The 14292-nt window shown below is 72.4% G+C and carries 6 protein-coding genes; all 6 read right to left on the bottom strand.

Features of this window, described 5'->3' with window-relative positions:
• Positions 1–9: 9 nt before the first annotated feature.
• Genes ABD466_RS25390 through ABD466_RS25365 form a run of 6 tightly spaced genes read right to left on the bottom strand, consistent with a single transcriptional unit; the run spans position 10 to position 14290 of the window.
• The gene (locus ABD466_RS25390; protein ID WP_344659671.1) at positions 10–1263 is read right to left on the bottom strand and encodes an MFS transporter; all 1254 of its coding nucleotides are present in this window, start codon (positions 1261–1263) and stop codon (positions 10–12) included.
• Positions 1263–2459, bottom strand: a complete 1197-nt coding sequence (locus ABD466_RS25385; RefSeq protein WP_344659670.1) for a pyridoxal phosphate-dependent aminotransferase — start codon at positions 2457–2459, stop codon at positions 1263–1265. The genes ABD466_RS25390 and ABD466_RS25385 overlap by 1 nt, the downstream gene beginning before the upstream one ends.
• Positions 2456–3706 (bottom strand): glutamate-5-semialdehyde dehydrogenase, encoded by a 1251-nt coding sequence (locus ABD466_RS25380; protein WP_344659669.1) that lies wholly within the window; start codon positions 3704–3706, stop codon positions 2456–2458. Before ABD466_RS25380 ends, ABD466_RS25385 begins: the two co-directional genes overlap by 4 nt.
• Positions 3706–4701, bottom strand: a complete 996-nt coding sequence (proB, locus tag ABD466_RS25375) for a glutamate 5-kinase (RefSeq protein ID WP_344659668.1) — start codon at positions 4699–4701, stop codon at positions 3706–3708. Before proB ends, ABD466_RS25380 begins: the two co-directional genes overlap by 1 nt.
• A gap of 5 nt (positions 4702–4706) precedes the next feature.
• Entirely contained in the window at positions 4707–10619 is a 5913-nt protein-coding gene (locus ABD466_RS25370) for an amino acid adenylation domain-containing protein (RefSeq protein WP_344659667.1), read from the bottom strand.
• Between the two features lie 26 nt (positions 10620–10645).
• Positions 10646–14290 carry a non-ribosomal peptide synthetase gene (locus tag ABD466_RS25365; protein ID WP_344659666.1) on the bottom strand — a complete coding sequence of 1215 codons (3645 nt, stop codon included), beginning with the start codon at positions 14288–14290 and terminating at the stop codon, positions 10646–10648.
• Between the last annotated feature and the right edge of the window lie 2 nt (positions 14291–14292).

The raw sequence follows: 14292 nt of genomic DNA, 5'->3' as shown, positions 1-14292 counted from the left end.
CCCCAATCGTTATGACAGTGCACGGACGGTGGTGGGCGGTTCGGGTTCGGTGGCGGCCGGTCCCGCGAGCCGCAGGGCGACCAGGACGGCGGGGACCAGCAGGGACGAGCCGGCCAGCGCGAAGCACCAGCGCAGCGACAGATGGGTGAGGACGAGGCCGATGCCGGCCGCGCCGGCGGCGTTCCCGGCGTTGAAGGCGCTGTTGACCCAGGCGCCGGCCTCCGTGCCGCGCCCGATCGCGCCCAGCTCGCCGGCGATCAGGTACGCGGTGGTGAGGATCGGCGAGATGAGCAGTCCGACGGCGGCCGCCGCCGCGACGAACAGGACCATGTTCCCGGCGTGACCGGCCACGGCGCAGAACAGCCCGAGCGGAGCCGCGAGCAGCGGCAGGCGCGCCCGCTGACTCCCGCGCCAGGCGCGCGAGCCGTACGCCAGCCCGCCGACCGCGCTGCCGACCGCCATCGCGGCCGTGACCCAGGAGACCCCGGCCGCGCTGCCGTGCTCCGTGGCGAACGCCACCATGAGCAGGTCCAGCGCGCCCAGACAAAGACCGAGCCCGGCGGTGACCATGACCGGATCGACCAGTCCGGTCCCGGCCCACAGACCGCGGTCCGAGGACGCCGCGGGAGCCGGTCCCCCGACGACCGGATCAGTGCCCGATGATGACGCCACGGCCGGCGAGAAGGCCAGGGCCGCGGTGCCCCCCAGGAGCAGCGCCGCGCTGACCACGACGCCCGCCGCGGGCCGGCCGAACGCCGTGCAGGCACCGGCCACCAGCGGTCCCACGACATACAGCAGCTCCTCGCAGACCGCGTCCAGGGAGAAGGCCCGCTGGAGCAGCTGCTCATCGGGGACGAGGCGGGTCCAGAGCGTGCGCATGAACGGGCCCAGCGGAGGCACGCACGCCCCGCTCCCGGCCGCCGACAGCCACACCGCGAACCGAGGGGCGCCGGGCTGCCACGCCAGGGCGGCGACGACACCGAGCAGCGCCGCACACAGCCCGGCCATCGGCAGCAGCACCCGCCGCGGGTCGAACCGGTCGAGCAGACGCGCCCGGTACGGCGCCAGCACCGAACTCGTGAGTCCGAACAAGGCCAGCGTCGCGCCGGCGGCGGAGTACGATCCCGTGGACCCGCTGACCGTCAGCACCAGCGCCAGGAACACGACTCCGTACGCCAGCCGTCCCACCAGTGCCGCCGCGAAGGTCGGCACGGCGTGCGGCACGGCGAGCACAGCCCGGTACGACGCGGTCGTCTCCGTCATCAGCGCCCTGTCTCCAACCCTGAGGTCTCCTCGATCAGGTCGCAGACCGCGTGGATGCCGCGCAGCAGCCGGTCCTCCGGCTCGGCGCCCACCGACACCCGGATGAACCGGTCGCAGGACTGCCCGTAGGCGAGCCCCGCGACCGTGCTCACCCGGTAGCGGCGCAGCAGTTCGTCGGCGAACTCGCTGGACGTGAGCCGCGAGGAGCCGAGCGAGGGGAACAGGTAGAAGGTGCAGTCTCCGGGCAGGCACGAGACACCGCGCGCCGCGAACTCCGCGGCCATCCGGTTGCGCAACGCCACCATGCGGCGGATCTGCGGCCGGGTGCGCGCCAGCACCGTCTCGAAGTTCTCCGCGAGGTACTGGCACAGGATCGTCGGGGCGCACGTGATCATGTGCTGCTGCAGCTTCATCAGCTGCCGCATGAGCCGCTCGTCGGCGATCACGTAGCCGATCCGCCACCCGGAGATCCCGAAGTTCTTCGACATCGAGTTGCACACGATCGTGTGCTCCTTGCCCGGGTCGAACGTCCCGGTGCGCGGGTAGGGAGCGTCGTCGGGCACGAACTCGCTGTAGACCTCGTCGGCGATCAGCGCCAGGCCGTGCGCCTCGGCGAGCTCGTGCAGCCGCAGCAGCTCGGCCGCCGGCATCCGCCGCCCGGTCGGGTTGTGCGGGTTGTTGACGATGACCGCGCGCGTGCGCCGGGTGATCCGGGCCGCGATGTCCTCGACCGTGCCGTCCCACGGCACCGCGACCGGCACGCCCCGGCACAGCCGGACCTGGTCGTGGTAGCTGACCCACATCGGCTCCGGGACGATCACCTCGTCGCCCGGCTCCACCAGCGCCAGCAGTGTCATGTAGAGCGCCGACTTGGATCCGGCGGTGACCATGATCTCGGTGTCCGGGTCCACCGGGGAGCCGGAGGTCTGCTCGTGGTACTTGGCGAGTTTGTCCCGCAGCAGGTGGACGCCGAGGCTGTGCGAGTAGCGGTGGGCGTCCGGGCCCAGCTCGTCCAGGGTCGGCATCGGGATGTCGAACAGCGCCTCGCCGAGCGAGAGCGTGATGACGTCGGCCCCGGCCGCCTTCAGCTCGTAGACCCGGTTGTTCTGCTTGATCGACGCCGCCTGCGCGACCGCGTCGAGCAGGGCCGAGTGGCGCAGCGGCGCCAGCGTCGCGGTCGCTCCGGTGCCCGTCACAGGACCCGCACCTGCCCCTCGCCCCACACGACGTTCTTCACACAGGTCAGCGACTCCAGCCCCATCGGACCGCGGGCGTGCAGCTTCTGCGTCGACACCCCGATCTCGACGCCGTAGCCGAACTCGCCGCCGTCGGAGTAGCGGGTCGAGGTGTTGACGAAGACGCTGCCGGAGTCGACGGACCGGGCGAACCGGCGCGCGACGGCGATGTCCCCGGCCACGATGCCGTCGGCGTTGCCGGTGCCGTAGCGGTCGATGTGATCCAGCGCCTGGTCGAGGCCGTCGACGACGCGGACCGCCAGGATCAGGTCGAGGTACTCCGTGGACCAGTCCGCGTCGAGCGCCTCCACGGCCTTCGGCCACGCCTGCCGGGTGCGCTCGTCGCCGCGGATCTCCACGCCCAGCGCGGACAGCTCGTCCAGCGCGCCGGGCAGCCACGTCTCCGCCAGGTCCCGGTGGACCAGGAGCGTCTCCATGGCGTTGCACACGCTCGGCCGCGAGGTCTTCGCGTTGACCACGATGCTCGTCGCCATGGCGGGATCGGCGGAGGCGTCGACGTAGGTGTGGCAGTTCCCGTCGCCGTCGATCACCGTCGGGACCTTCGCGTTGTCCCGCACCAGGTTGATCAGGCCGGGGCCGCCGCGCGGGACCACCAGATCGACGAAGTCGCGCGCGTGCAGCAGCTCCAGCACCGAGTCGTGCGAGGTGTCGGCGATCAGCTGCACCGCCTCCGCGGGCACCTCGTCCTGGTCGGCCAGCACCCGCCCGATCACCGCGGCGATCGCGGCGTTGCTGTGCCGGGCGATCGACGAGCCGCGCAGCACGGCTGCGTTGCCGGACTTCAGGCACAGCGCCGCGACGTCCGCGGTGACGTTCGGCCGCGCCTCGTAGACCACGGCCACCACTCCGAGCGGTTCGCGCACCTGCTCGATCAGCAGCCCGTTGGGGCGGGTGCGGCCGCCGGTCACCGCGCCGACCGGGTCGGGCAGGCCGACGATCGTGCGGATGGCCCCGGCCATGCCGGAGATCCGCTTGTCGGTCAAGGTGAGCCGGTCGATCAGGGTGTCCGACGTCCCGGCCTCCCGGGCGGCCTCCACATCCAGCGCGTTGGCCGCCTTCAGCCGCTCCCGCTGGCCGTCGATCGCGGCGGCGAACTGCTCGAGCACCCGGTCCTTCACCTCGGTGGGGGTCAGGCGCAACTGGCGGGCCGCGGCGGCGGCACCGCGGCACAGATCGGTGACGGTCATCAGGAGGCCTCCAGGAAGCTGACGTATTCGGACGGGGGGACCGCCGTCCGCCGGATGCGGCCGCGGGCGATCACCTCGCCGCCGGGGACGGCGAGGTCGACGACGTCTCCCTCGGTGAACCGCCCCGCGGTGCGGATCACCGCCTCGCGCGGCACCGGCTCGTCCGCGGCGACCAGGCGCCGGGTGCCGGGCAGGCAGACGACGGTGCCGGCGGGCGGCTCGCCGAAGGCGAGCCACAGGCGTTCGAGCCCGTAACCGGGGACCGTCGAGCGCGGATGGACGATCGTGCCCACCGACTCCCCGCGCAGCAGCCGCGGCAGCGCGCCGGGCTGGTGCGCGCCGACGATGGCGGCGCTCGCACCCGCCGTGGTCGCGATCCAGACGGCCCCCAGCTTGCTGACCATGCCGCCGGTGCCCGGACCGCTCCCCGTCGCGCCGGCCAGGCGTTCCACCTCGACGGTCATGCCCTTGATCTCGGGGATGAGGCGGGCGTCCGGGGCGGTGCGAGGGTCCTTGTCGTAGAGCCCCGGGACATCGGTCAGCAGCACCAACATGCGCGCGCGAAGCAGGGCGCTGAGCAACGCGGCGAGGATGTCGTTGTTGCGCACCCGTACCGCGTCGTTCTCGTTGACGACGGGGATCACGCCCTTGTCGAGCGCGTGTTCCAGGGTGGCCCGCACCCCGGGATGATGGCGGGGGTCGACGAGATCCACCGGAGTGAGGAGGAACTGCGCCGCGGTGAGTTCGTGGTCTGCCAGACGCGTGCGCAACGCCTCGAAGAAGGGCCCCTGGCCGAGCGCCGCCGCGAGCTGCCGTTGTTCCGCACCCACGGCCCGGCCCAAGGCGATCGCGCCGGAGGCCACCAGCACCGGTTGCAGTCCGGCCCGGACCAGGCCTGCGACCTCCTCGACGAGGACGGCCGCCCTGTCCGGGTCCACACGGCCGCCGGCGACGAGCGAGGAGGTGCCGACCTTGACGATGATCCGCTCGGCCATCCCGGTCACCGCCTTCCCGCGGCGACGGGCAGCGGGCCCAGGTGGAACACGAACCGACGGGGGATCAGCTCGGCGGGCAGCCCGCCGTCCTGGAGAGCCAGCTCCAGCGAGGCGGTCAGCGCCCGCTCCAACTGCGGAGCCAGCACCCTCACGGGATCCGGCCGGTCGGCCGCTGTGAGCGGTGCGCTGAGGGTGTAGTGAGACGGCCGATCGCCGGGCAGGAACGCCACTTCGAGGGTGCCGTCGGCGTCACCGTGCCCCCAGCCGATCCGCGTCGACCAGCCGTGGCGCGCGCCGAGCCGCCACAGCGCCTCCGGGTCGAAGGCGCCCGAGGCGGCGACGGTGTCGCCGAATCCGTAGCCGTCCCGCAGGTCCAGCGCCTCAGTGAGGCGGGCGTTGGCCAGCCGCCGGTAACCGAACGGCCGGGTCTCGGCGGCCAGCCGTCGCTCGATCGCGGCCGGGCTCGCCGGTGCGTCGGCCTGCCACCGCGTGTCGTCGGCCTCGACGGCACAGCCACCGTGCACGATCACGTCGTAGCGGAACAGCGCCATCTCGTTGACCGCCGTACCGCGCCGGGGCGCGACCTCGACCGCGCTGACCCGGTCGTCCTGGTTCAGCAGCTCGCTGAAGAACAGCGGATCGACGCTCAGCTCGCTGTCGGTGCCGAGTGCCCTGCCGACCGCGGCGGCGACGTCCTCGTGAGCGGCGTGGGCGCCGTGCCTTCGCTGCTCTCGCAGGCTGAGGAATGCCTCCAGCAGAGCACTGTTACGCAGGTCGCCCAGGAAGATGTGCCCTCCCGGTCGAAGGACGGACAGCGCTTGGTCGAGGAAGCGGTGGAGGTACGCGAGCGAAGGGAAGTACTGCGCCACCGAGTTGAGCACGATCGTGTCGTACGTCCCCGGCACGACCGTCGGCGCGTCGACGGCCTCGGCCTGGTGGATCGCCACCGCGGTCGGCACGCCGGCCTGCGCGAGCCGCGCCGCGGCGCGCTCCAGCGGCTCGATCGCCGAGTCCGCGTAGTCGGTCGCCACATAGACCGCCGGCGCGGCGCGCTCGCACAGCGGACGCACCAGCAGGCCGGTCCCCGCGCCGACTTCCAGCAGACGCTCCGGGGCGAGCGCCAGCACACGGCCGACCGTCGCCTCGACCCATTCGCGCATGTCTTCCGGCGGGATGTTCGACTGGGTGAAGCTGTCGACCCAGCCTTGCAACGCCGCGTCCTCGCCGGTGCCGTCCGCGTCCGGCACGTAGGTGCTCTCGAAGACGAAGCGCCAGGACTCCATGAAGTCTTCGAAGTCTTCTGCGTTGATCTGCTCCTCGGGCACCAAGTGCGCGATGAGCTCAGGGCGGCCCTGGTCGTCCTGCCCCACAGTGACCTCCGCCGCCCGGATCTGCGGATGCGCCACCAGCGCCGCCTCGACGCGCTCCACGTCCACCTTCTCGGCGGGAACGAGCAGATCCGGGTCCTGACTCACCTCACGCAACAGCGCGGCATAGTCCTCGGCCAAGCGTGCCACCGCCTCCGGTTCGAACAAGTCCGTGTCATAGATGAGCTCTCCCGACAGCCCGTCCCCCCGGCGCATCAGATCCAGCGACAGATCGAAGCGGCTGCTCGGGATGTCGAGCTGGACCGACTCCGCTGTCACGCCGTCGACCCGGAACACCTCCGCGCCGGTCTCCTCGAACAACTGGCAGGTGACCTGGACCAGGGGGTTGAGGCTGAGCTCCCGGTCCGGGTTGACCGCCTCGACCATGCGCTCGAACGGCAGCTCCTGGTGCGCGTACGCGGCCAGGGCCGTGTCCCGCACCTGGTCGAGGAACTCCACGAACCGCCGCTCGCCGCCCAGGTCCGCGCGCATCGGCAGGATGTTGACGAACAACCCGACCAGATCCTCCAGCTCCGACCGCGTCCGTCCGGCGACCGGCACCCCGACCAGCAGGTCGCGGCGCCCGGTCCAGCGGGCGAGGAGCACCTCGAAACCGGCGAGCAGGGCGCTGAACAGCGTGGTGTTCCGGCTCAGCGCGAGCCGGGTCAGCTCCCCGGTCACGTCCGCCGGGACGGTGAACGCGACCGTGGCGCCGCGCCCGGAGCGCACCGGCGGCCGCTCGCGCATACCGGGCGGAGCAAGCTCGGCCGGCGCGTCGGCCAGCTGACCGCGCCAGTAGGCGAGGTGCTCGGCCAACCCCGTCTCGTACTCGGCGCTGCGCTCCCAGGCGGCGAAGTCCTGGTACTGGATCCGGGGCGCGGGCAACTGCGGCGCCCGGCCGGCCAGCAGGTCGCGGTAGTGGGCCGCGACCTCCGCGAGCAGGACCTTGACGGACCAGCCGTCGCAGACCACGTGGTGCGCCCCGAAGACGAGCAGATGGTCGTCGGCTCCGAACGACAGCACGGCCGCCTCGCACAACGGTCCCGCGGCGAGGTCGTAGGCGCGGCGGCCGACGTCCTGCACGAAGTCCTCGGCACGCCGCCACGCCTGCTCGGCCGGAAGCCCCGCCAGGTCGAGGCGGACGACCTCCCGGCCCCAGTCCGGCGAGACGGACTGCAGCAGGTGGTCGTCGCCGAGGTCGTAGGTGCTGCGGAGCACATCGTGCCGGGAGACCAGGACGTCGAGGGCCTTCGCCAGCGTCGGCACGTCCAGCACGCCGCGCAGCCGCACCGCCTCGACCATGTTGTAGCCGGTGTCCTCCGGCGCCATCAGCTGGGTGAGCCACAGCCGCTGTTGCGCGGTGGAAGCCAGGGCCCTGTCACCGTGCTCCAGTGCGGGGATCGGCCGGTTCTCGGCGGCCCGCTCGACCAGTTCGGCGGCGAGCCCGGCGACCGTCGGATGCTCGAACAGGCTGCGCAGCGACAGGTCGCAGCCGAGGCCTTCGCGGATCCGCGTGATCAGCTGGACCGCGGACAGCGAGTGGCCGCCGAGGCGGAAGAAGTCGTCGAACCGGCCCACGCCGTCGACGCCGAGCACGGCCGCGAAGATCTCGGCCAGATCACCCTCGACCCGGCCGACCGGGGCGACGAACTCCTCCGAGCGCAGCGAGGCCGCGTCCGGCTCGGGCAGCTCGGTGGCGGCGACCTTGCCGCTGACGTTGCGAGGGATCTCCGACACCTCGAGCACCGCGGTCGGCAGCATGTATTCGGGCAGCCGCTGGGCCAAGTGCTCCCGCAGTTCGCTGCTCGGCACGACGTCCCGGGCCACGATGTAGCCGACCAGCCGCAGGTTCCCGTGCCCGTCGCGGCGCGCGACGACCGCGGCGTCCTCGACGCCGGGATGCGCGAGCAGGGCGGACTCGACCTCGCCGGGATCGACCCGGTAGCCCCGGATCTTCACCTGCCCGTCGGCGCGCCCGACGAACTCCACCACGCCGTCGGCGCGCAGGCGCCCCAGATCCCCGGTTCGGTACAGCCGCGCGCCCGGCACGGAGCCGTGGGGGTCCGGGACGAAGGACGCCGCGGTCTTGGCGGGATCGTTGAGATAGCCCAGTGCGAGCTGCGGACCGGACAGGCAGATCTCGCCGACGACGCCCACCGGCACCGGCCGCCCGGCCGCGTCGAGCAGCGCCACCGCGCAGTTCGCCATCGGTCGTCCGATCACCGGGCCGCTGTCGCCGGTCACCATCGCGCCCAAGGCGTCCACGGTGAACTCGGTCGGTCCGTAGAGGTTGAGCACCTTGGTCTCCGGCAGCGCCGCGAACCGCGCCCACAGCGACGGCCGCATGGCCTCGCCGCCGAGCACGAACCGCGTCGGCGCCGGCGTCGCGTCCAGCAGGCCGAGGCCGACGAGGTGCTCCGCGAACGACGGAGTCGCCTCCAGCACGTCGATTTGTCGCGCGCGCAGACCGGCGAGCAGCAGGTGCGCGTCGCGCGCCGTGTCGTCGTCGAAGACGGACAGCAGGTTGCCGTCCACCATCCAGAGCAGCTGGTCCCAGCTCGCGTCGAACGCGACCGACATCGTGTAGGCGACGCGGAGCCGGCGCCGCGCATCGGTCGGCGCCATGGCGCGGTAGTGCGAGGCGCGGTGCGAGTGATACAGGTTCGCCAGCGCGCCGTGCTGGACGACGACGCCCTTGGGGGTGGAGGTCGAGCCGGAAGTGAAGAGGATGTACGCAGGGTCCTGCGGTACGGGGGCCGCGACGTCGTCGGCCGGCCGGATCCGCTGAGCGGACGCCTCGGCGAGGTCGACCAGCGGCAGGTCCAGCCGTGCGGCGGCGGCTCGGGTCGCGGCGTCGGCCACCACGACGGTCACGGCGGCTTCGTCCGCCATGGCGTGCAGCCGCTCGAACGGGTTCGCCGGATCCATCGGGACCAGAACGGCCCCGGCGCGCAGGACGCCGAAGACGCCGACCGGGAGCAGCGCTGAGCGCGTGGCCAGGAGTGCCACCCGATCACCGTGGACGACGCCGCGTGCCGCGAGCTCGGCGGCCAGCGCATCGATCGCCTCGCCGAGCTCCTGATAGGTGAGCTGCCGTCCGGCGTCCTCGACGGCGACATCGTGCGGCCGCGCCGCGATCTGATCGCACAGGGCGCTCACCACGGTCGCGTCCGCCGGCACCGGCACGGTCTCGCCTCGACCGAGCTGCTTGAGCGCCGCCTGGTCGGCCACGGACAGCAACGGCAGAGCGGACACCCGGGTCTCCGGGTACTTGGTCGCGGCGGTGAGCAGGACCAGGAAGCGCTCCGCGAACCGGACCACGGTCTCCCGGTCGAACAGGTCCGCGTTGTAGTTGAACGACGCCCGCAGCGCGGGGCCCTCCCGGAACACGTCCAGCGCCAGATCGAGGTCGGTCCAGGGCTGTGCTTCCTGGACGCGCTCGGCGGTGGTGCCTTCCAGCGCCAGCGCCGCCGCGAACGTGTCGTCGAGGTACTGGAACATCACCTGCACCAGCGGATTGACGCCGAGGGTGCGGTCCGGGTGGACGTCCTCGACGACCCGCTCGAACGGCAGCTCCCCGTACTCCTGGCCGTTCAGCACGCTGGAGCGGACCCGCAGCAGCAGATCGTGGAACGTGGGGTCGTCGCGCATGTCGCCGCGCAACGGCAGGGTGTTGACGAGCATCCCGACCAGCGACTCGGAACCGGCCTCGGTGCGGCCGCTGACCGGGTAGCCCACCAGGACGTCCCGTTCCCCGCTCAGCCGGGCCAGCAGGACGTGGTAGACCGCCAGCAGCACGATCGACAGGCTCGACCTCGTCACGCGCGCCAGATCCTCCAGACGCGCGGTCAGCGCCTCGGAGACCGGGAACTCGTGGACGTCGCCCGCGGAGAAGGCCGTCGCCCGGCGGGGCCGGTCGGCGGGCAGCGTCAGCACCGTCGGGGCGCCGGCCAGGTGCCCGCGCCAGTACCGCAGGCACTCGTCGACCCGCGTCTCGTCGAGCCACTCCCGTTCCCAGACGGCGTAGTCGGAATACTGGAGTTCCGGCTCGGTGAGGCCCGAGGGCTCCCCGTTCAGGAAGCTGCGATACAGGCTCGACAACTCGGCCAGCAGCAGACCCATCGACCAGCCGTCACAGACGATGTGATGCGCGGTGACGACGACGTCGTACCGGTCCGGACCGAGTTCGGCGACGTGCACCCGCAGCAGCGGGCCCGTCCTGAGATCGAACGGCTTCGCCAGCGCCGCCCGGCGGAACTCCGGCACGGCCGCGGGTTCGACGCGGGACACCTCGAACCCCGGGCGAGCGTGATCGTCGTCCGGAGCGGCCACCACCTGCGTGATCGCGTCGTCGGCCTGCTCGAACCGGGTCCGCAGCGCTTCGTGGCGGACGCAGAGCTCCCGGGCGGCCCGCTCCAGCACGGCCGTGTCGAGCCGCCCCGAGACCGTGAAGATCTCAGTGACGTGATACGCGGTCGCCTCCGGATCCACCTCCTGCAGCAACCACAGGCGTCGCTGCGCGAACGTGGCCGCGTGCCGCTCCGGCTCCATATCGAACCCCTCACTCAAGCTCGGCGTCACTGGTCGGCGGGCCGGTCCGGGTTCCCGGACCTTCTGCGCAGTGCGGGCCGGGCCCGCCGCACCGGTCTCAGACGTCGGGTGAAGCCCTCGACGGTGGGCAGGTCGAACACATCGGTGACGGAGAGCTCCAGGCCGAGCTCCGCGCGGATGCCGTCGAGCAGGCGCGGCACGACCAGCGAGTGGCCGCCGATCTCGAAGAAGTTCTCGTCCACGCCGACCGACTCCCGGCCGAGCAGGTCGGCCAGCAGCGCGCACAGCCGCTTCTCGGTCTCGGTCTCCGGTTCGCGGCTCGGGGACGCGGCCGCGGTCGGCGGCGTCAGCGCTGTCAGGCGCCGCTGATCCACCTTGCCGTTGGGAGTGGTGGGCAGGCTGTCGAGGACGAAGACCTCGGCCGGGACCATGTAGGCGGGCAGTCGCCGGGCGACGAACGCCTTGACCTCGCGGGGATCGAGGCCGACCCCGTGTTCGGCTCCGAGATAGGCGTTGAGCCGCACGCCGGCGTGCTCGGTCCTCGCGGCGAGCACGACGGCCTGCGCCACACCCGGCACGGCGCGCAGCGTCGCCTCGATCTCGCCGAGTTCGATCCGGAAGCCGCGGATCTTGACCTGGGAGTCGTTACGGCCCAGGAAGCACAGCAGGCCGTCGTTGTTCCAGCGGGCCAGATCGCCGGTGCGATACATCCGGCTCCCCGGCGGCCCGAAGGGATCCGGGACGAACCGCCGCGCGGTCTCGACCGGACGGTTCAGGTAACCGCGCGCCACCGCGTCTCCGGCGATGAAGACCTCGCCGGGCGCGCCGAGCGGAACCGGACGCAGCTGCGCGTCCAGCAGATGGATGCGCGTGTTCCAGATCGGCGCGCCGATGGGCACGGTGCCGCCCTGCTCCCCGACCGGCCGCTCCACGGTGTGCCCGGTGGCGGCGTGGGTCTCGGTCGGGCCGTAGTAGTTGTGCAGGCGGCGCCGGGGCTCCGCGTCGAAGAACCTGCGCATCGCGCCGCTGAGGACCAGCGCCTCGCCGCCCTGCACGACGTGCCGCAGCGCCGGCAGGGCGGCGTCCTGGCGGGACGCTTCCCGGCAGACCAGATCGATCAGGGCGCTCGGGGCGAACAGCTCGGTGACCCGGTGCCGGTCGAGCCACGGCACCAGACGGCCCGGGTCGCGCCGGATCGCGTCCGGCGGGACCGCGAGCGTCTTGCCCGAGGTGCCCGCCGACAGGATCTCCTGCGCGGCCGGGTCGAAGCTCGTCGACGCGAACTGCGCGGTGACGCTGTCCGGTTCGGCCGGCACGACGGAGCCGTGCCAGGCCAGCAGGTTGACGATCGGCGCCGCCGGCATCACGACGCCCTTCGGACGGCCGGTCGAGCCTGAGGTGTAGATGACGTAGAGGGGGTGCTCCGGCCGCAGCGGCGTCAGGCGTTCGGCGTCGGCCAGGTTCGCCGCGCTCTCCGCGGCCACGCGCCGGGCGAACTCCGCATCGTCCACGGGCTGGAGCGCTGTGCCGGCCGGGAGCCGCCCGGCGGCGGCCGCAGTGGTCAGCGTCAGGATCGGGGCGGCGTCGTCGAGCATGGCCGCGATCCGGGCGGCCGGATAGTCCACGTCCACCGGGAGATAAGCGGCGCCGGTCTTCACGACCGCCCAGAGCGCCACGATCAGATCGAGGGAGCGGGGCAGGGCGAGCGCCACGATCCGTTCCGGGCCGGCACCCTGACGCACCAGATGCCGAGCCAACTGGTTCGCGCGCGCGTTCAACTCGGCGAACGATGCGGCCTCGTCCTCGTAGACGACCGCGCGGTGGTCCGGAGTCCGCGCGGCCTGTGCCTCGAACAGCCGGGGCAGGGTGTCGCGGGCGACGGCGTGCGTCGTGGCGTTCCACGCGGCTGCCAGCTCACGCTCGGCGTCGGCGCGCAGCTCGATCCGCCCGATCGGCGTCTCGGGGGCGGCGAGGCCCCGCTCCAGCATCGCGACCAGGTAGCCGGCGATCCGCTCGATCGTGGCGCGGTCGAACAGGTCGGTCGCGTACTCGATGAAGCCCGCCGTGCCGTCGCCGGCCGTGTTCGGCGGTGTCAGGTTGAAGACCAGGTCGAAGCGTGCGACGCCGAGCCTCGAGTGCTCCGGCGCGACCGTGAGTCCCGGGATCTCCAACGGCGCGCTCGGGCTGTTCTCGAACACGAGCATGACCTGGAACAGCGGGTGGTGCGCGAGGGAACGCTCCGGGTTGAGGGCCTCGACCAAGGTGTCGAAGGGGAGCTCCTGATGGGCGAAGGCGTCGAACGTCAGTTCCCTGACGCGGGCCGACAGCTCCCGGAAGCTCGGGTCGCCCGTCGTGTCGATGCGCAGCACCAGCGAGTTGGCGAAGAAGCCGACCATGTCGTCGAGGTGTTCGTGGACGCGGCCCGCGGTCGGCGTCCCGATGGGGATGTCGTTCCCGGCCCCCAGCCGTGTCAGCAGAGCCGCGAGCGCGCTCTGCACGACCATGAACGCACTGGCGCCGGCGCCGGCGGCCATCTGGTCGACGGCCCGGGTCAGCTCGGGGCTCAGTGAGAACTCGAAGACGGCGCCGCGGTTGCTCGCGCGCGCCGGGCGCGGCCGGTCCGCGGGCAGTTCGAGCCGCTCGGGCAGGCCGTCCAGCACCTTCGTCCAATACGTCAGGTCCCGCGACGTCACGCTCTCGGGATCGTCGGCCGACCCCAGCACCTCGCGCTGCCACAACGTGTAGTCGCTGTACTGCACCGGCAGCGGAGCCGGAGCCTGTCCGGCGTAGGCCTGCGCCAGGTCGCGGTGCAACGGCGCCATCGACCAGCCGTCGCAGGCGATGTGGTGCACGACGAGCAGCAGGATGTGCTCCCGCGGTCCGAGGGCGACCAGCTCCGCGCGCAGGGGGACGTCGGTTCTGAGGTCGAAGCCGCGGCCTTCGAACGAGTCCTGATACGCCGCGAGGCCGACCGGGTCGAGGTCGACGGTGCGAAGCTCGGGGAGGGCCTCCTCGACGCTCACCACCTTTTGGAAGGGTTCACCGGCGGACTCGGGGAAGACCGTGCGCAAGCTCTCGTGCCGCTCCACCAGAGCCCTGAGAGCCTTCCACAACGCCTCCTGGTCGAGGTCGCCGCGCAACCGCAGCGGCATCGGGATGTTGTAGGTCGGCGCGGCGCCTTCCAGCCGGTTGATGAACCAGAGACCGCGCTGCGCGGGGGAGAGCGGGACGGCGTCCGCAGTCGTGGAGCGCTTCAACGCGGGAAGCGGAGCGCTGCGGGCGTCGAGCAGCCGGGCGAGATCCTCGACGGTCGGGGCGTCGAACACCTCGCCCACCGTCAGCTGGTAGCCCATCCGGGAGCGCACCCTGGACACCAGCCGCATCGCCCGCAGCGAGTCGCCGCCCACGACGAAGAAGTCGGTCAGGACGCTGAGGTTCTCCAGGCGGAGGACCTCCTCGAACAACGCCAGCAGATCCCTTTCCAGCCCCGTCCGCGGCCCCGGGCCGACCGGCCCGGACGGCACCTCGATCGCGGCCAGCGCGGCCCGGTCGATCTTGCCGTTGCGCGTCGTCGGCAGGCTCGTCATCGGCACGATCACGTCCGGCACCAGATACGCCGGAAGCTTCTCGGCCGCGTAGGCCCTCAGATCGGTCGCCCACCCCGTTGTCATGC

Source organism: Catenulispora subtropica, from assembly GCF_039531675.1.
GTDB classification, from domain to species: domain Bacteria; phylum Actinomycetota; class Actinomycetes; order Streptomycetales; family Catenulisporaceae; genus Catenulispora; species Catenulispora subtropica.
This window is presented reverse-complemented; position numbering and strand designations above follow the sequence as displayed.